General features: G+C 67.1%; 18 protein-coding genes. 12 read left to right on the top strand and 6 right to left on the bottom strand.

The window, feature by feature from the left end:
- Positions 1-173: 173 nt before the first annotated feature.
- Together ACLIVD_RS13445 and ACLIVD_RS13440 are read left to right on the top strand one after the other, a co-directional pair.
- Positions 174-1,691, top strand: a complete 1,518-nt coding sequence (locus ACLIVD_RS13445) for a condensation domain-containing protein (RefSeq protein ID WP_283353771.1) — start codon at positions 174-176, stop codon at positions 1,689-1,691.
- A complete protein-coding gene (locus tag ACLIVD_RS13440; protein ID WP_317568984.1) occupies positions 1,691-3,133 on the top strand; it encodes a condensation domain-containing protein in 1,443 nt (480 codons plus the stop codon). The genes ACLIVD_RS13445 and ACLIVD_RS13440 overlap by 1 nt, the downstream gene beginning before the upstream one ends.
- On the opposite strand, the gene ACLIVD_RS13435 is transcribed toward ACLIVD_RS13440, so the two are convergent.
- Positions 3,093-3,509, bottom strand: a complete 417-nt coding sequence (locus tag ACLIVD_RS13435) for a group III truncated hemoglobin (RefSeq protein ID WP_317568985.1) — start codon at positions 3,507-3,509, stop codon at positions 3,093-3,095. The two genes, ACLIVD_RS13440 and ACLIVD_RS13435, sit on opposite strands and share 41 nt — an antisense overlap.
- A gap of 148 nt (positions 3,510-3,657) precedes the next feature.
- Between ACLIVD_RS13435 and ACLIVD_RS13430 the strand changes: the two genes are divergently transcribed.
- The 7 genes from ACLIVD_RS13430 to ACLIVD_RS13400 all read left to right on the top strand — a co-directional run bounded on the left by ACLIVD_RS13430 (position 3,658) and on the right by ACLIVD_RS13400 (position 9,444).
- Positions 3,658-4,557 carry a sulfurtransferase gene (locus ACLIVD_RS13430; protein ID WP_283353774.1) on the top strand — a complete coding sequence of 300 codons (900 nt, stop codon included), beginning with the start codon at positions 3,658-3,660 and terminating at the stop codon, positions 4,555-4,557.
- Positions 4,554-4,970, top strand: coding sequence for a SufE family protein (locus ACLIVD_RS13425; RefSeq protein ID WP_009479492.1), 417 nt, complete (start codon positions 4,554-4,556; stop codon positions 4,968-4,970). The genes ACLIVD_RS13430 and ACLIVD_RS13425 overlap by 4 nt, the downstream gene beginning before the upstream one ends.
- Positions 4,971-4,991: 21 nt before the next feature.
- Positions 4,992-6,368: a condensation domain-containing protein gene (locus tag ACLIVD_RS13420; protein ID WP_283335192.1), complete on the top strand. Its 1,377-nt coding sequence runs from the start codon at positions 4,992-4,994 to the stop codon at positions 6,366-6,368.
- A 131-nt stretch (positions 6,369-6,499) separates the two neighbouring features.
- Complete coding sequence (locus ACLIVD_RS13415; RefSeq protein ID WP_491932576.1) at positions 6,500-8,290, top strand: acetyl/propionyl/methylcrotonyl-CoA carboxylase subunit alpha; 1,791 nt, start codon at positions 6,500-6,502, stop codon at positions 8,288-8,290.
- 68 nt (positions 8,291-8,358) lie between these two features.
- Positions 8,359-8,769: a DUF1707 SHOCT-like domain-containing protein gene (locus tag ACLIVD_RS13410; RefSeq protein WP_105424003.1), complete on the top strand. Its 411-nt coding sequence runs from the start codon at positions 8,359-8,361 to the stop codon at positions 8,767-8,769.
- A 1-nt stretch (position 8,770) separates the two neighbouring features.
- The gene (locus tag ACLIVD_RS13405) at positions 8,771-9,109 is read left to right on the top strand and encodes a hypothetical protein (protein WP_105424002.1); all 339 of its coding nucleotides are present in this window, start codon (positions 8,771-8,773) and stop codon (positions 9,107-9,109) included.
- 2 nt (positions 9,110-9,111) lie between these two features.
- Complete coding sequence (locus ACLIVD_RS13400; protein WP_491932874.1) at positions 9,112-9,444, top strand: VanZ family protein; 333 nt, start codon at positions 9,112-9,114, stop codon at positions 9,442-9,444.
- Here ACLIVD_RS13400 and ACLIVD_RS13395 read toward each other — a convergent pair.
- The 3 genes from ACLIVD_RS13395 to ACLIVD_RS13385 all read right to left on the bottom strand — a co-directional run bounded on the left by ACLIVD_RS13395 (position 9,408) and on the right by ACLIVD_RS13385 (position 12,066).
- Entirely contained in the window at positions 9,408-10,196 is a 789-nt protein-coding gene (locus ACLIVD_RS13395) for a tyrosine-protein phosphatase (protein WP_491932575.1), read from the bottom strand. The genes ACLIVD_RS13400 and ACLIVD_RS13395 overlap by 37 nt on opposite strands.
- Positions 10,193-11,536, bottom strand: a complete 1,344-nt coding sequence (gene lat / locus ACLIVD_RS13390) for an L-lysine 6-transaminase (RefSeq protein WP_491932574.1) — start codon at positions 11,534-11,536, stop codon at positions 10,193-10,195. The genes ACLIVD_RS13395 and lat overlap by 4 nt, the downstream gene beginning before the upstream one ends.
- A gap of 65 nt (positions 11,537-11,601) precedes the next feature.
- The gene (locus ACLIVD_RS13385) at positions 11,602-12,066 is read right to left on the bottom strand and encodes an Lrp/AsnC family transcriptional regulator (protein WP_011598229.1); all 465 of its coding nucleotides are present in this window, start codon (positions 12,064-12,066) and stop codon (positions 11,602-11,604) included.
- Positions 12,067-12,277: 211 nt separating this feature from the next.
- Between ACLIVD_RS13385 and amaB the strand changes: the two genes are divergently transcribed.
- Positions 12,278-13,795 (top strand): L-piperidine-6-carboxylate dehydrogenase, encoded by a 1,518-nt coding sequence (gene amaB / locus ACLIVD_RS13380; RefSeq protein ID WP_280782723.1) that lies wholly within the window; start codon positions 12,278-12,280, stop codon positions 13,793-13,795.
- 30 nt (positions 13,796-13,825) lie between these two features.
- On the top strand, positions 13,826-14,830 hold the full coding sequence (locus ACLIVD_RS13375) for an acyl-CoA dehydrogenase family protein (protein ID WP_280782722.1): 1,005 nt from the start codon (positions 13,826-13,828) through the stop codon (positions 14,828-14,830).
- Here the strand turns inward: ACLIVD_RS13375 and ACLIVD_RS13370 are convergent.
- Together ACLIVD_RS13370 and ACLIVD_RS13365 are read right to left on the bottom strand one after the other, a co-directional pair.
- Positions 14,827-15,042, bottom strand: a complete 216-nt coding sequence (locus ACLIVD_RS13370; RefSeq protein WP_491932573.1) for a hypothetical protein — start codon at positions 15,040-15,042, stop codon at positions 14,827-14,829. The genes ACLIVD_RS13375 and ACLIVD_RS13370 overlap by 4 nt on opposite strands.
- A gap of 87 nt (positions 15,043-15,129) precedes the next feature.
- Complete coding sequence (locus tag ACLIVD_RS13365; RefSeq protein WP_491932572.1) at positions 15,130-16,698, bottom strand: HNH endonuclease signature motif containing protein; 1,569 nt, start codon at positions 16,696-16,698, stop codon at positions 15,130-15,132.
- Between the two features lie 107 nt (positions 16,699-16,805).
- Here ACLIVD_RS13365 and ACLIVD_RS13360 point away from each other — a divergent pair, with 107 nt between their 5' ends.
- Positions 16,806-18,041, top strand: a complete 1,236-nt coding sequence (locus tag ACLIVD_RS13360; protein ID WP_491930712.1) for an ISL3 family transposase — start codon at positions 16,806-16,808, stop codon at positions 18,039-18,041.
- Positions 18,042-18,141: the final 100 nt, after the last annotated feature.

Genomic DNA, 18,141 nt, shown 5'->3' with positions numbered 1-18,141 from the left:
CTTGCAGCGTGGAACCCTTTTGCCTGACACTTGACTGGACCGGGACCGACCTGTAATCAGTCTCATACTTCTCTACCTCTCGCGGTAAGGCACTCGGTGCCGCATCCTGTTGCGAGAAAGTCCGTGCCCCACCCGACCGAACTCGCAACTCGAATCCGACCAGGAGCCGCTCGATGGACTTGAACTTGATCACCCACTGGAAGCCAGAACCTGGGCGGGTCGTCGAGTGGAAAGTCACGGACGCGAGCGCACGAGCGGCTGCCGAAGCGCCGGTGGATCCGGCACTGCCGACCACCATGCAGGAGCGGCACCTGCGGCGGGCCCGGCTGGCGGCGAACAACGGCGAGACGCAGTCCCCGTGGATCGGCATCGCCTTCGACTTCCCCGGCCGCCTCGACACCGCCGCGATGACACGAACCCTGGAGCGCTACGTCCTGCGGCACGACACGTTGCACAGCTGGTTCTCGTTCGAGAACGCGGACGCCGACCCCACGGACACCACCAATGCCGTCCGACGGCACGTCGTGCCCGCCGGCTCCATCGCGCTCACGGCGCACGAGGGCGAGACGCTCACCACCCCCGAGCAGGTCCGCGACCACGTCGCCGCGCGCTTCGCGAACGATACGAGCGCGCTGGCCTGGCCCGCATTCGTGTTCGGGGTGGTCGAGCACTACGACACCGGGGCTCCCGGGCGCGAGGACAGCTTCACCCTGATCCACGCCGTCGATCACGCGCACACCGACATGCAGTCGATGATCCTCACGTTCGCCGAGACCCGGACCATCTATCAGGCCGAACTCGACGGCGTGGAGCCCGACCTGCCAGACCCGGGCAGTTACGTGGAATACAGCCGGCGGGAACGAGAGAAGGCGGCGACGCTGACCCTCGCCTCCCCCGAGGTCCACGGCTGGATCGGTCACCTCACCCGAAACGGCGGAACGTTCCCGAGCTTTCCCCTCGACCTCGGCGCTTCCGACGAACCCAAACCGGCCATCGGCAGCCGGTTCGACCTCGCCGACGCCGACGAGTGCGAGCGGTTCGGTGCCGTGTGCAAGGCCCACGGTTCCAACTTCATCGGCGGCGTGTTCGCGGCCCTCGCCATCACCGAACACGAACTGGTCGGGCGCGACCGCTACATGGCGCTGTCGCCGCTCACCACCCGCAACGACCCGCAGTTCTATTGGTCCCAGGGGTGGTTCATCAATCTCATTCCGGTCGGGTTCGCCCTCGAGGACGCCACGACGTTCACGGGCCTTGCCCAGCGCGCGCAGGACGCCTACCGGTCCGGCAAGGCGCTCGGCGAGGTGTCCGTGCAGCAGGTGATCGACACCGTGCTCGCTCAGGCCGGCCCCGAGGCGATGTCGCAACACGCCACCACACTCGCACCGCCGCCGATCGTGTCGTACATCGACGGCAGGCGGTTGCCGCAGACCGAGAGTTTCACGTCGACCCGGGCGACCGGCATCGTCGGGGGCAAGGCCACGCAGATCGCGTCGATCTGGGTGAACCGCATGCTCGAGGGCACGTGGATGGCCGTCTCGCACCCCGATACCGACGAGGCGCACCGGTCCGTGACCGCATACGCGGAGCGGTTGTCGGCCATCATGAAAACCGTTGCCCGCGAGGGCGATTACACGGTGACATCGTTCGCGCCTGCGGCGGACTCCGCGACTGCCGCAGGGGTGGAGTAGTGCACGTCACGTCGATCGACCGGTACATGCTCGAACCCGGCCTGGTGACGGAATGGTCCGTCGCGCCGGGCAAGGTCTCCCCGTCCGCGGTGCCGCCGTCGTACAACCAGCAATTCCATCTCGACACCGCCCGCACCCACGGCGTCGGCCGAAGCGTCTGGATGGCAGCAGCTTTCGACCTTCCCGGGCGACTCGACCGGGATGCTCTCGCGCAGGCACTGGTGCACTTCATCCGGCGGCACGACACGCTGCAGACCGGCTTCGACGTGAGCCCGGACGCGATGGCGCGCGTGGATCTCGACCCCGAGGACATCACCGTCGTCGCGTCCGAGTCCTCGGTGACGACGTCGCCACACGAGCTCCGGGACCATCTGCGGTACCGGTTCACCGAGGCGTGCGACCCGCTGACGTTCCCCGCGTACCTGTTCGCCACCATCGAACGCGACTCGCACTACACCGTGGTCAGTGCGTTCGATCACACTCTCGTCGACGGATACTCGCTCGTCATCGCCCTGGGCGAACTCCGGCAGATCTACCAGCGACTCACCGGGCTCGGCGGCTCGGCCGAACTCACGGAAGCGGACCTGACGAAGGAACTCGGCGATCCCGGGAGCTTCCTGCGGTACTGCGAACTCGAGGCCGAGACGCCCGTCACCGAAATCGGCGACCCCCGGGTGCGCGAATGGGCACGCTTCTACGAACGCTGCGGCGGCACCGCGCCCAGTTTCCCGCTCGATCTGGGTGTCGAGGCGGGCAGGCCCGCACCACAGGGGGCGGACGTCCGCCCCCTCCTCGACGCCGCCGACACCGAGCGGTTCGAGGAAATCTGCCTGGACTCGGGGGGAAGCCTGTTCACCGGGACGCTCACCGCGATGGGCATGGCAGTGCACTCGATCAACGGCATCTCCCGGATGCCGTTGCAGTTTCCGCTGCACATTCGCCAGGACCCGGAGTGGGCCAATGCGATCGGGTGGCTCACGACGAGCGCGCCGCTGACGGTCGAACTGACCCCGGACTGCGACTTCCAGTCCTCCTTGGCGCACACGCACGCCTCGTTCCGCACAGCCCTGACGCTCAAGGGTGTGACGATGGCCCAGGTGCGGGAGGCGCTCGGTGACGGATACCGCCGCACCCGCACCGATGTGTTCATGGTCTCGTACATCGACTACCGCAGACTGCCCGGCACCGACGATCACGACGAGCTGAACGCACACCACATCAGCAACGTGACGGTCGCGGACGACGCGCAGTTCTGGATCTCCCGCACGCAGCGGGGTCTCGCGCTGCGGTCGCGGTTCCCGGAGACGTCGACGGCACGCCGGGCGGTCACGGAATTCCTGGTGCGGTTGCGGGAGATCATGCACGACATCTGCGAAAACGGCGTCACTCCCATCGCGGAGCTCACCAGCCAGCTGAACCTGGAAGGCACTCCCGTCGTCTGACCGCCGGAGGCTCGAACAGTCGTCGCCGCATCGCGTCGGCGATCTTGGCTGCCTCGCCCTTGGCCCGCCCCGCGACGTCGCCTGCGAACAACTCGTCGACGCTGGACGCCCACAGTTCGACCCAGCGGTCGAAATGCCGGTCGGTGAATCCGTGCCGGCCGTGCAGCGCCCGGTGCACGGCGAACGCGCTGCCGCGGTAGACGCCGGTGCGCAGCAGGATCGTCTCCCAGAAGTCGCACATGACGGGCAGGTGGTCGTCGATGCCGATCACCGCGAGCGTCTCGAAGGCCGGTTCGAGGACCGGGTCGGCGAATGCCCGGCCGTAGAAGTGCCGGAGCAGCAGTTCCAGGTCGGCGCGCGTCGAGATGTCGGGCATGAGGCCTCCGTTCGGGTGCGAATCTACGCGCCCGCTGCGGCCTCCCTCACCGTCCACGGAAGGTAAGTGTGAACGCCGGTCGGAAGAACTTCCGGCGTCCGCCTAGAATTGACGCCGTCCCCGTCGCATCTGCCCCAGGAGCCCACCCGTGCCCGTAGCGCCAGATCCCACCCAGTCCTTCGCCGAGTACGCCAATCCCGGTCGGCTCGTGTCGACGGAGTGGCTGTCCGCGAAACTGGGCACACCCGGCCTCAAGGTGGTGGAGTCGGACGAAGACGTGCTCCTCTACGACGTCGGCCACATCCCCGGCGCCGTCAAGGTCGACTGGCACCTCGATCTCAACGATCCGGTGACCCGTGACTACATCGACGGCGAGCAGTTCGCCGACCTGATGAGCCGCAAGGGCATCAGCCGCGACGACACCGTCGTGATCTACGGCGACAAGAGCAACTGGTGGGCGGCGTACGCCCTCTGGGTGTTCACGCTGTTCGGACACGAGGACGTCCGCCTCCTCGACGGCGGCCGCGACGCGTGGATCGCCGAGAACCGGGACACCGCGTTCGACGTCCCCGAGACCTCCCCCACCGACTACCCGGTGGTCGAGCGCAACGACGCCCCGATCCGCGCGTTCAAGGACGACGTCCTCGATCACCTCGGCAAGGGTCCGCTGATCGACGTGCGGTCGCCCCAGGAGTACACCGGCGAACGCACCCACATGCCCGACTACCCCGAAGAGGGCGCGCTGCGCGGCGGCCACATCCCGAGCGCGCTGAGCATTCCGTGGGCCAAGGCCGCAGCCCCCGACAGCCGTTTCCGCTCGCGCGGTGAACTGAACGAGATCTACGGCGGTGTGTCCGCCGACGACGACATCGTGGCGTACTGCCGCATCGGTGAGCGCTCCAGCCACACCTGGTTCGTCCTCACCCACCTGCTCGGTTACCCCAGCGTCCGCAACTACGACGGTTCGTGGACGGAGTGGGGCAACATGGTTCGCGTTCCGATCGTCAGGGGTGAAGAGCCGGGAGACGTGCCCGGCGCATCGTCATGACCGAACTACCCGATTCGCTTGCCGAGATCGTCGACGACTTCGCTGCCGTCGACGGCTCGGACAAGCTGCAGTTGCTGCTCGAGTTCAGCCGCGAACTGGCGCCTCTGCCTGCCGAACTCGAGCAGGACGCGATGGAACCGGTGCCCGAGTGCCAGTCTCCGCTGTTCCTGTCGGTCGACGACTCCGATCCGGAACACGTGCGGCTGCATTTCAGCGCGCCCGCGGAAGCGCCGACGACGCGGGGTTTCGCGTCGATCCTGCACCAGGGCCTCGACGGGCACAGTGCCGCCACCATCCTCGGCGTTCCGGACGATTTCTATTCCGCGCTCGGGCTCGCCGACGCCGTCAGTCCCCTGCGACTGCGCGGCATGTCCGCGATGCTCGCGCGAATCAAGCGGCATCTTCGCGGCTAGGCAGGATCTGAACACACACTGATGGAATTCACCGAACTTGCCGACTACCCCGTTCCGGTGGGCGCGCTCACCGAATGGTTACCGTGCGCCCGCTCGGAATGGGTGGACGACCCCCGCCCGGCCTCGTACATCCACGAGGCGCACCTGCGCCGGTGCTCCGACTCCGGTGGTCGCGAATCCTGGCTGGGCACCGCATTCGAGATCCACGGCACACTGAACGTCACCGCTTTCCGGTCGGCGCTGGAGAAGTGGACCGATCGTCACGAGGTGCTGCGCTCCCACACGGCGTTCGACGCGGAGACCGAGCGCGTACGTCGGCGCACCGTGCCGCAGGGCGGGCTGCACGTCGGGGTCGTCAGCCACGGGTACGACGCCGCCGGCGGCGACAACTTCGCGCACCTGCAGCAACTGTTCGACGAGTACGCCTCGCCGCACAGTTGGCCGTCGTACGTCTTCGCGACGCTCGAAACCGTCCAACGCGATCGATTCACGGTGTTCTTCGCGGCAGACCACTCGATCATCGACGGGTTCTCCATCGTGCTCGTCGCCCACGAGTTGACCGCCCTGTACGAGGAGGCACTGTCCGGCCGCACGGCCAACCTGTTCCCCGTCGGCAGCTACATCGACTTCGGCCGTGAGGAGCGTGAGAGCTCCACCGACGCCGAGGTCAAACGGGAGGCGCTCGACGTGTGGCGGTCGGCCCTCGAGGGACCGGGCCTCCCCGAGTTCCCGCTCGAGGTCGGCCCGCGCACCTCGTACGCCCAGCAGAACCTGTCTGCCTGGATTCTCGATGCCGACCAGGCTGCGGCGTTCAACTCGGCGTGCCGCGAAGCAGAGGTGGGGTTCTTCCCCGGCCTGCTCGCGTGCCTGGGGATGGCCGGGTCGGAAGTGGCGGGGCATCAACGCTTTCGGACGGTCACTCCGGTCCACACCCGGCATTCCCCGCAGTGGGCCTCCGCGCTGGGATGGTTCGTGGGTCTGAGCCCGATCGACTTCGAGGTGACGTCGGACGACTTCGCCGCCGTCGCCCGCGAGGCCGCCGAGAGCGTGGCCCGGACGAAGCCGATCTCGGTGGTCCCGTTCGACCGGATCGAGAAGGAACTCGACATCCCCATCCGGCCGCGCTTCGTCGTCTCCTACATGGACGTCCGGTTCGTGCCCGAAGCGGGCCGCTGGCACGAGCGCAACGCCCGGGCCCTGCGGAGCAGGCAGTACACCCACGACGTGTACGCGTGGATCAATCGCACCCCCCGAGGCGTCAATCTGGCGGTCCGATATCCGGGCAACGACATCGCTGCCGCGAGCGTCCACACGTGGGTCGGGAGCCTCCGCCGGCAACTGGAACAGGTTTCAACCAGCTACCCATCGGTAGGGCTGCGAAGCGTCGGACAGCCCTGACCGGAAATTTCGGTCCGGTGACAACACGAATCGGTTCGGTGCCTAGACTCCGAAGTGATGCCGTAAACGACCGCTGGTGACACCCACGGGAGCCACCGCGGAGACAGACCATGCGAACCACAGGAGGCTCAGTGCCCAGTCATGCCAGCGCGCACATCACGAAGGTGCTCGTCGCGAACCGCGGTGAGATTGCAGTGCGGGTGATCCGGGCCGCAGCCGATGCCGGCCTGGCCAGCGTCGCCGTCTACGCCGAACCCGACGCCGACGCCCCGTTCGTGCGCCTGGCCGACGAAGCATTCGCCCTCGGCGGGCAGACCTCCGCCGAGTCCTACCTGGTGTTCGACAAAATTTTGGACGCCGCCGCCAAGTCCGGCGCCGACGCCATCCACCCCGGCTACGGCTTCCTCTCCGAAAACGCCGACTTCGCGCAGGCCGTGATCGACGCCGGCCTGATCTGGATCGGCCCCTCCCCGCAATCGATCCGCGACCTCGGCGACAAGGTCACCGCCCGCCACATCGCCGAAAAAGCCAAGGCCCCGATGGCCGCCGGCACCAAGGACCCCGTCAAAAACGCCGACGAGGTCGTCGCCTTCGCCAAGGAATACGGGGTCCCCGTCGCCATCAAGGCCGCGTTCGGCGGCGGCGGGCGCGGCATGAAGGTCGCCCACACCATCGAGGAAATCCCCGAACTGTTCGACTCCGCCACCCGCGAGGCCGTCGCCGCGTTCGGCCGCGGCGAATGCTTCGTCGAACAGTATCTGGACAAGGCCCGCCACGTCGAAGCCCAGGTCATCGCCGACCAGCACGGCAACGTCATCGTCGCCGGCACCCGCGACTGCTCCCTGCAACGCCGCTTCCAGAAACTCGTCGAGGAGGCCCCCGCCCCGTTCCTCACCGACGACCAACGCCACCGCATCCACACCTCCGCCAAGGCCATCTGCAAAGAGGCCGGCTACTACGGCGCCGGCACCGTCGAATACCTCGTCCAGGGCGACACCGTCTCCTTCCTCGAGGTCAACACCCGCCTGCAGGTCGAACACCCCGTCACCGAGGAAACCGCCGGCATCGACCTGGTCCTGCAACAGTTCAAGATCGCCAACGGCGAACACCTCGACCTCACCGAGGACCCCACCCCCCGCGGCCACGCCTTCGAATTCCGCATCAACGGCGAGGACGCCGGCCGCGGCTTCCTGCCCGCCCCCGGCCCGGTCACCAAGTTCGTGCCCCCCACCGGCCCCGGCGTCCGGATGGACTCCGGCGTCGAAACCGGCTCGGTGATCGGCGGCCAGTTCGACTCCATGCTCGCCAAACTCATCGTCACCGGCGCCACCCGCGACGAGGCCCTGGCCCGCGCCCGCCGCGCCCTCGCCGAATTCCAGGTCGAAGGCCTGGCCACGGTCATCCCGTTCCACCGGGCCATCGTCTCCGACCCCGCCTTCATCGGCGACGGCACCTCATTCGACGTCTACACCAAGTGGATCGAAACCGAATGGGACAACCAGATCGAACCGTTCACCGGCACCCAGCCGATCGACGAGGACGAGACCGGGCCCCGGCAGAACGTCGTCGTCGAGGTCGGCGGCCGCCGCGTCGAGGTGTCCCTGCCCGGACAATTCACCCTCGGCACCGGCGCCGGTGCCACGGCCGGGGCGGTCCGCAAGAAGCCCAAGGCCCGCACCCGCGGCGGCGCCCACGGCGGCGCCGCCTCCGGTGACGCCGTCACCGCCCCCATGCAGGGCACCGTCGTCAAGGTCGCCGTCGAAGAAGGCCAACAAGTCGCCGAGGGCGACCTCATCGCCGTCCTCGAGGCCATGAAGATGGAAAACCCCGTCAACGCCCACAAGGCCGGCGTCGTCACCGGCCTCGCCGTCGAACCCGGCGCCGCCATCACCCAGGGCACCGTCCTCGCCGAACTGAAATAGGCGCCTGCACCACTCGTGAGTCCTTCTCGGCCCCCGGGGTCGAGAAGGACTCACAGTAGTCTGTACGCATGTCTGACGTTCCCGAGATCCGCATCGGCACTGCCGAACGCGAGCAGGCCCTGAACGTGTTGAGCGAACATTTCGCGGCGGGCCGTCTGACGGTCCCCGAATTCGACGAGCGCAGTCTCGCGGTCACGAATGCCACCACCCGCGGCGAGCTCGATCGAGTGTTCACCGACCTCCCCGCGACCGCGGTCGGCACGCCCGCCAAAGCCGAATCGGCCGGTGCCGACAACGACCAGAACTGGCGTCGCATCGTGATGTCGGTGATCCCGCTCGTCGCTCTCGTGCTGTTCTTCGTCGTTCCTGTCGACAACAGCTGGCTGTTCTTCCTGATGATCCCTGCCGCCGGCGCCATCCTGTTCGGCACCCGCGACGACCGCCACGGCCGGGATCGCCGCCGAGACCGGGACCGCTGACGTGGAACCTGTCGAGGTCAATGCGGGTGGCTGGTACCTGCGCGCGCTGCGGGCGGACGAACGGGTCGACGATCGTCCGGCGCTCGCGGACGGTGGAATCGCCGAACCCGAGTACGTCGCCCGCCGCACCGCGCAGTGGCTGAGCGACGAGCACTATTCGTGGGCGATCTGCCAGCCCAACACCGGCGAACTGCTCGCCGAGGTGGGGCTCACTCCGTCCGGGGACTCCGCGACCCTCACCGGCTGGGCGAGGACCGGCCACGAGGACGCGCTCGCGAGCGGATCGGATGCGGTGCAACGGTTTGCGGAGGGCGCGTTGGGGTTGACGGTCCAGCGGTGAGTATGCGATCCGTTCCGGTGGCAGCCCTCACCGTGCTGGCACTGGTCATGCTGTTGTCCCCTGCGTCCGCGACGCCGTCGGGTCCCGAGCATGCCGACAAGGTGGTGCACGCCGTGCTGTTCGCGGCGCTGGCGGCCGCCTCCCGGTATGCGCTCCTGACGCCACCGATCACCGTGCTCTGGCTCGCGGCGTTCGCGGTGATCACCGAGATTCTGCAGGGCGTGCTTCCGATCGGCCGGCACGGATCGGTCTGGGATCTCTGCGCCGACATGGTCGGTGTGGCGCTCGGCTTGTCCGCTCAGTCCGCGATCATGCGCTCCCGCAGCAGGGTCTGAACCCCGGCGTCGAGGCCGAGTCCGTCGGAGAAGTACCGCTCGACGGTCCCGTACTGCTCCCCCATGACGGCCAGGGACACCTCCAGATACTGCTCGCGGACTCCGAGCACGGGCTCGAGCAACGCCGGATCTCCACCCGCGTCGACGAACTTCTCGAACACGCCCGCGAACGACGGAAGCAGGAGTTCGTTGGTCAGCAGGTAGTCGTGGAACACGTCTTCCTCGCTGACTCCGAGGAGCAGCAGCAGTGCCGCCGTGGCCCATCCTGTCCGGTCCTTGCCGGTGGTGCAGTGCACGAGGGCAGGCGTGTTGTCGTTCGAGGCCAGGCCGCCGAACAACTCCCGGAACGAGGAGACCGCGCTCGGCATCACGACGAAGTCGCGGTAGCTGCCCTCGAAGTATTCGATCGCGCGCCCGCCGCCGAGTTCCCGTTCGGCGATCATCGGGTCGGCGATCACCTGGAGCATCTGCGCGGGAATCGACCGGATCCCCTTGTCGGCCAGGACGTCCAACGCGACGGCGCGGGCCCCGTCCGGGAGTGTGTCGGGTGCCGCGTCACGCTCGTCCGCGGTGCGCAGGTCGTACACCGTCCGGATCCCGAGGCCGTCGAGCAGCGGCATGTCCGTGTCCGTGACCCGGCTGAGATCGGTCGAACGGAAGTACACGCCGGTGCGTACTTTCGCGCCGCCCCGGGTTCGGTAGCCACCGACGTCTCGCAGATTGGGCACGGACGTGAGCGGTATCGGCGTCATGCGTCGACGGTACCGCCCAGCACTCGGGCCAGTGCATCCACGGCGGCGTCGAGTTCGGCGGTCGTCACCGTCAGAGGTGGGCGGAACCTGATCCCGCGCTTGCCGGTCGGCAGGATCAGCACCCGCTCCCGGTCCCGGAGGTCGGCGACGACGCGGTCCCGCCGCTGCGGGGTGGAGAGCGTGATGGCGCACATGAGGCCGCGTCCCCGCGGCTCGGTCACCTCGGCGTTCGCGCGTGCGAGTTCCCGCAGTCGTTCGAGGAGATGCGCCCCGGTCATCCGGGCTCGGTCGACGAGCCTGTCCTCCTCTACGATCTCGAGGATCCGGCGGGACCGCACCATGTCGGTGAGGTTGCCACCCCAGGTGGAGTTGATCCGGGAGCTCACGGCGAACACGTTGTCGGGGATGTCGTCCACCCGGCCGCCGGCCATGATGCCGCAGACCTGAGTCTTCTTGCCGAACGCGACGACGTCCGGGTGCACTCCCAACTGCTGGTACGCCCAGGCGGTGCCGGTGAGACCGCACCCGGTCTGCACCTCGTCGAATACGAAGAGGGCGTCGTTCTCCCGGCAGAGCGCCTCCATCGCCTGGAAGAACTCCGGGCGGAAGTGGTGGTCGCCGCCCTCACCCTGGATCGGTTCGGCGATGAAACACACCACGTCCGAGGGGTTCTCGGCGAACGCGTGCCGCGCCTGGTCCAGCGCGTGGCGCTCGGCTTCCACGACGTCCCGCCCGTCCGCGAGGTATGGGGAGTCGATGCGCGGCCAGTCGAACTTGGGGTACCGCGCCACCTTGCCGGGCTCGGTGTTGGTCAGCGACATGGTGTATCCACTGCGCCCGTGGAACGCCTCGGTCAGATGGAGCACCTTCGTGCCGAGCGCCGGGTCGAGGCCTCGGCTCTCGTTGAGCCTGCTCTTCCAGTCGAACGCCACCTTCAGAGCGTTCTCGACGGCGAGTGCGCCACCGTCGATGAAGAAGAGATGCGGCAGTGCGGGATCGCCCAGCACCCGGGCGAACGTCTCGACGAACCGTGCCATCGGGACGGTATAGATGTCGGAGTTGCTCGGTTTGTTGATCGCCGCCGCTGCCAGTTCCCGGCGAAAGGCGTCGTCCTCGGCCAGCGCCGGATGGTTCATCCCCAGCGCCGACGAGGCGAAGAATCCGAACATGTCCAGATAGCTGGTGCCGTCCCGCTGGTCGACGAGATGCGTACCGCGTGAGCGTTCCAGGTCGAGCACCAGGTCGAAACCGTCGACCAGAATGCGCTCGCGCAGCACGTCGTGCACCTGGCTCGCCGGCAGCTCGCCCCCATCTCCGGTAAATCGAATCGCTGTGCTCATACCGAGAGATTACGTCAAAATTCCTGTGAACCGGCGACGATTCAGCAACATATCCGGAACAGAGCTCACCTGTCGTAAAATGTTTGCAAGATGATGGTGCTGCGCGTGTGTACGTTGGCGGTGGCACGGATCTCCTGCAGCAGGTGTTCCAGCTCCCGCGGGGAGGCGACGCGCACCAGCAGCACGTAGCTCTCCTCCCCCGCGACCGAGTGACACGCTTCGATCGCGGGGAGGTTCCGCAACCGGGCGGGGGCATCGTCGGGCTGGGACGGATCGAGAGGGGTGATCGCGACGAATGCGGACAGACCGTGCCCGAGCGCATCCGGATCGATCTTCGCGGTATACCCGCGGATCACTTTGCGGGCCTCGAGCCTGCGCACCCTGGACTGCACGGCGGAGATCGACAGCCCCGCCTTCTCGGCGAGTGTCGCCAGAGTCGCCCGGCCGTCGGCCACCAACTCCTGCATCAGTACCCGATCGATGTCGTCGAGAGGAGTATGGGGTGCGTCGCTACGAAAAGAATCCACCACCAGCGCAGGCTAGCCCAGCGGAGGTGCCTCATGGTCGAAACGTCAGAGCTCCGCGCCCGCGTTGCCCGGGCGCGGAAGCCGAACGCGAGACGAGGGCGCCGGCGTACTTCACCCACCGACCGCGGCTCGCCGAGACACTCGGCCGGCCCGTGCACGACCCGTTCACGCTCCACCGACAGCAGCAGGATCGAATCCGAGAGAGGACAGCATCGTGAACCTTCCCGCCCCCGAGGAGTTGTGCCGACGCGCCGAGGAAGCACTGATCCGGTGCGGCGCCGAGATCACCGACGCCGGTGGACCGCTCGTCGCGCGCACCCCGATCACCGGGACCGAACTGCGCACGGTGACCGCGAGCAGCGCGGACGACGTGGACCGGGCGATCACCGCGGCGCACGAGGCCTTTCTCGAGTGGCGTACCGTCCCCGCACCCCAGCGCGGCGCGGTGGTGCGTCGCCTGGGTCAGCTTCTCACGGAACACAAGACGGATCTGGCGGAACTCGTCACCCTCGAGGCGGGCAAGATTCCGTCCGAGGCGCAGGGCGAAGTGCAGGAGATGATCGACATCTGCGAATTCGCGGTCGGTCTGTCACGCCAGTTGTACGGCAGGACGATGGCGTCGGAACGTCCGGGACACCGGCTGATGGAGACGTGGCACCCGCTGGGAGTCGTCGGGGTGATCTCCGCGTTCAACTTCCCCGTGGCCGTGTGGTCGTGGAACACCGCCGTCGCGCTGGTCTGCGGCGACACGGTGGTGTGGAAGCCGTCGGACCGGACTCCGCTCACCGCAATCGCCTGCGATGCACTGCTGGCGCGCGCCGCCCGCGACGTCGGTGCACCCGCGGGGATCCATGCCCTGGTCCAGGGCGCGGGGGACGTCGGTGAGCGTCTCGTCGACGACGCACGCGTGGCTCTGGTCAGCGCCACCGGGTCGGTGCGGATGGGTCGCGCCGTGGGTCCGCGCGTCGCCGCGCGGTTCGGCAAATGCCTGCTCGAACTGGGCGGCAACAACGCAGCGGTGGTGGCCCCGTCCGCCGATCTCGACCTTGCCGTGCGGGGAATCGTCTTCTCCGCCGCGGGCACCGCGGGCCAGCGCTGCACGTCACTGCGCCGGCTGATCGTGCACTCGTCCGTCGCCGACGAACTGGTGCAGCGCATCTCTTCGGCGTACGGCCAGTTGAAGGTCGGGAATCCGTTCGACGACGGCGTCCTCGTCGGTCCGCTGGTGAACGGCTCCGCGTTCGAGGCCATGCAGACCGCGTTGGACAAGGCCCGCGCCGACGGCGGGACCGTCGTCTGCGGCGGCGAACGCAGCGGAGGTAGCGACTCCGCCTACTACGTCTCGCCCGCCCTCGTCCGGATGCCCGCGCAGACGTCGGTGGTGCAGGAGGAAACGTTCGCACCGATCCTCTACGTCCTCACCTACGACGACTTCGATCAGGCGATCGCGTTGCACAACGAAGTGCCCCAAGGCCTCTCGTCGTCGATCTTCACCACCGATCAGCGGGAGGCCGAGAGATTCCTTGCGGCAGACGGTTCCGACTGCGGCATCGCGAACGTCAACATCGGCACGTCGGGTGCGGAGATCGGCGGGGCGTTCGGCGGCGAGAAGGAGACGGGCGGCGGACGCGAGTCCGGATCCGACGCATGGAAGGCGTACATGCGTCGCGCGACGAACACCGTCAACTACTCCGATCGACTCCCGCTCGCGCAGGGGGTGGAGTTCACCTGATCGGCGGCGTCGACCGGCTACTCTCGGGGCGTGAGCAACTGGACCGAGATGGCGCGTGAGATTGCCGAGAACGTGTTGTTCCCGGTGGCCGACAGCGTCGATGCCGACGGCGAGATTCCCGACAGTCACTTCGAGACTCTCGCCGCCGACGGCTTCTACGGACTCGCGGCACCGGGCGAAGAAGGTGTGACACCGTCGGTGCTGGTCGACGTGATGGAGACGTTGTGCGGTGGTTGCCTCGCGACGGCGTTCACGTGGATGCAGCATCACGGCGTCGTCGCCGGTCTCGCCGCGTCCCCGAACACTGCCCTGCAGGATCGCTATCTCGACGGACTCGTCGACGGCACCGTGCGGGCCGGTGTCGCCCTGGCCGGCGCGATTCCCGTCCCGCCCACGCTGTGGGCACGCAGCGTCGACGACGGCTACGTGCTCGACGGGGTGTCGCCGTTCGTCACCGGCTGGGGCATCGTCGATCTGCTTCAGGTGTCGGCGCGCGACGAATTCGACGACTCCATCGTGCACGTCATCATTCCCGCACAACCACTTCGGGGACTCACCGCCGAGGAACTCCCGCTGATCGCGGCCCGCGGGTCCAACACGGTCCGGTTGAAATTCGACGGGCTCGCCGTGCCGCGCGATCTGGTGAGTGCCGTCGTCTCCCCCGAGGATTTCGCGAAAAGCCAGCTGTTCGGGTCGTGGATCAACGGGTGCATGGCTATGGGGATCACCCGGCGGGCGATCAGCGAACTGGAGGCTCTCGGCGTCGACGCCGACCCGTTCGAAGAGCAGGCCGCCCGGGCACGACTCGACCTCAACGCCGCCCTCGAAGGCCGGGCGGAGATCGCCGAAGCACGGGCCCGCGCTTCGGAACTCGCCATCCGCACCGCCACCGCCCTCGTCACAGCGAAGGGCAGCTCGTCACTGCTCGCCGGGAACACCGCCGAACGTCTGATGCGTGAAGCCACCTTCACGCTCGTCGCGGCGGGACGTCCGGCGATCAAGTCGGCGTTGCTGGAGCGCCTCGGCCGCGACTAGCGGGTGCGGACCCGCAGGTCACCGAACAGCGAGTACGACACGATGCGGATCGTCGGGGCTCCGGGCCCGGGATCCTGTGCACCGGCGTCGAGTTCGCGGTCGCCGAAGAGGTCGACGTCGGCGTCGCGTGACCAGACGATCGCGGCGTGCTCCGAATACTCCTCCCTCCACCGTAGCTGTCGGTGCCCTCGTCTACGGTCTGACGGCTCCACCCGTGCCGCATCGCCCCTTCGACCGAAGCGAGACAACGTGTTCAGGATGATCCGCGCAGTTGCTCTGGCGCTACTCGCTGTGGGCGCCTACGTGGTGGTCTCCGAGCACGAGCCCGCCACCGTCGAGTTGCCGTCGCCGTCGTTCGTTCCGGCGACGCCGGAACTCACGACAGTGTGAGGGGCGGCGCACGGTGAGGGCACACCGTCCTCGGCTCGTGCCCGGTCACGGGCTTTCCGGCGAGCGCGAGCGATCAGCTCACCGGCGTGATGTCGGTGATTGATTCGTGGGTTTCTGTCCGGGTCGATGTGCGGTGGTGGAATCCATTCGGTGCGCCCCGCATACGTGTCACCGGCTGGCGCGCTGGTGGTCGCCCAGCCTGTAGGCCCGTCGTGGACCTGGGCGTGGCAGGCATCGCACGCGAGCGTCAGTGAGTCGATGGCGGTGTATCCGCCGTTGCGCCACTCCTGCACGTGGTGCACCGCGCACATGCTGGCCGGGGCCGCGCAACCAGGTCGTGTGCACCCGCCTTCGGCGGCGATGAGAGCGAGGCGTTGATCCGCGCTTGCCACTCGTCGGCGCCGTCCCAGATGCAGGGGCCGGCCGTCGTGGTCGAACAGAACGAGCACCGGGTGGGCGCGCTCGGCGAGCTTCAGCGCGTCGTCGAGGGGAAGGAGTCCGCCGGTGGCCGTGGTGGTCACGCCGCCCGCCGCCTTCTCGAGTTGGTCGAGGGTCATTGTGATGATCACCGTGACGGGCAGACCCCGATGCCGGCCCAAGATCCCGGATTCCAGCATGACCCGGAATATCGCGCTGAGGGCGTCATGGTTTCTCTGAGCAGCAGTGCGAGTGTCACGCGCCGCTGCCGCTACCAGTGCTTCACGGTCGATCGACGGATTCTCGGCGTCGCCGGACGGTGACTCCGGGTCGTCCGGGTTGTTCATGCCGGGGCGAGCCCATTTCGCGAGAACCGGGTCGAGCAGAGCGCGCGCTGTGGGGTCGAGCTCACCGGAGATCTTCGACATCAGTTCGGAATCTTGACGGCCCAACGAAACACCGCGCCGCCGAGAGCGATCACGATCGTCACCCAGGTTTCCGTCGGGATCGAGATGAGCGAGGAGGCGGTGGCCGGCACTCTCGACATCTTCGGGCGTACCTCCTCTCGCACACTGCGCCAGGATCGACTCAGCCAATGCGACGTCGGCGTTGGTGACCGCATGCGGGATCTTTCGCATGATTTTCCGGATTACGCGTGCATGGTCGGCACCGATGTCGCCATCCCGTTGCGCGGATGCGGTTTCCGGCAGCGCTGCCTCCATCTGCTCGCCCGAAGTTGTATGAAACAGACCGAGGTGGCGGGCGGCCGCTACCCGTGCCGACGCGTCTGCCGCCGACACGCGCAGCACCTCGACCAGGAGCTTGTTCAGTGAGTTGCAACCGAGCGTCGCGGGTAACGAGCGTTCGGCACTCTCGACGATCAGCCGCAGCGAGACTGCACCGGCGCGGCGGAGGGACTTCTCGAGCTGCTGCATGATCAGCACCACATCAGCATCCGACACAGCATTGAGGTCTGCGTCGAGCAGGCCTGACACGGCATCGTCCAACGCAGTCAGGTGTTCCATCACCTGATCTGCCGCCAACCCCCCGGTCGAACTCATGTGGCTCTTCTGACCTTTTGATGGGTGATCTCCGCGAGCCTGATAGACGCAACGCCCTCCCTCGCATAGGTTTTGGTTTGCGAAGACAAGACCTAAGGGAGAAGGCGTTGCGCGCTGCCAGAATACTGCAGAAACTGCTAGGAATCGACAAGGCCCGGATAATCGGTATCGAATTCACGGACGACGAACGAGGGCCGGTGATCCTGGTGACCCTCGAGCCGCACGCCTCGGTGCGATCCCGCTGTCCGCATTGTGAACAGCGCTGTCCCGGATACGATCGCCCGAATCGACCTCGACAGTGGCGTCATCTGGATATGGGCGGCACGCGGTGCTTCGTACAAGCTTCGGTGTCGAGAATTCGATGCCCCGAGCACGGCGTGGTGACCGAGATGGTGCCGTGGGCACGGCCGGCTGCGAACATGACCAGGGCATTCGACGACAACGTGGCGTGGTTGGCCGCGCACAGTCCAGCTACGTCGGTGTGCGAGTACGCCCGAGTGGCGTGGCGATCTGTGACCAGGATCGTCACCCGCGTCGTCGGCGACGCTGTCGGACGTACTGATCGGCTCCAAGGGCTGCGGCGCTTGGGGATCGACGAAATCGCCTACCGGAAAGGTCACCGATACCTCACCGTGGTGGTCGATCATGACACAGGCCGACTCGTATGGGCGGCCGAAGGGCACAACGAGAGCACCTTGAATCGATTCTTCGACGAGTTGGGTGAAGAACGCACAGCTCGTCTGACGCATATCAGTGCTGATGCTGCGAAGTGGATCGCCTCGACCGTGCGCAGTAGGGCGCCGCAGGTGAAGCGGTGTATGGATCCGTTTCATGTGATTCAGTGGATGACGCGGGCTCTGGACCGGCTGCGGTCGCGTGTGTTGTCGCGGTTGTGGGGGTTCACCGACCGGGATCGACGGCACCTGCGGTGGGCATTGTTGAAGAACGTCGAGAATCTCACCCCCGCGCAGATATCAGTCCGAGCAAAGATCCTCGAGGATAGAAACAGCGAACTGTGTCGAGGATATGTCCTGAAAGAGCAACTGCAACATGTCTATTCCGGATCGAAGAAGAGGGCCTCGGTACGACTGCGAGTGTGGGTGCAGATGGCCCAGGATAGTGGGATCCCGGAACTTGTAGGCCTGGCTAAGAGCATCGCTCGCTATCGGCGCGAGATCCTCAACGCAATCGAATACGACCTGTCCAATGCCCGCGTCGAGGCCAACAACACCCACCTGCGGTCGCTGACGAAGCGATCCTACGGATTTCACAGCCCAGAGGCCTTGATTGCGATGGCGACACTTACACGAGGAGGGGCGTGCCCACCTCTTCCGCAACGTTAATCGCCCACCAAAGGGTCAGGACGGCCACTCATGTGCGAATAATACTGCGCCCCACCGACAAGTTCGCCGATCGAGGCGCACGAAGCGGATCGCAGTGCCG

The sequence above is a fragment of the Rhodococcus sp. G6(2025) genome (assembly GCF_058628105.1).
The sequence above is the reverse complement of the archived record's forward strand: the minus strand, read 5'-3'. Positions and strand labels throughout refer to the sequence as shown.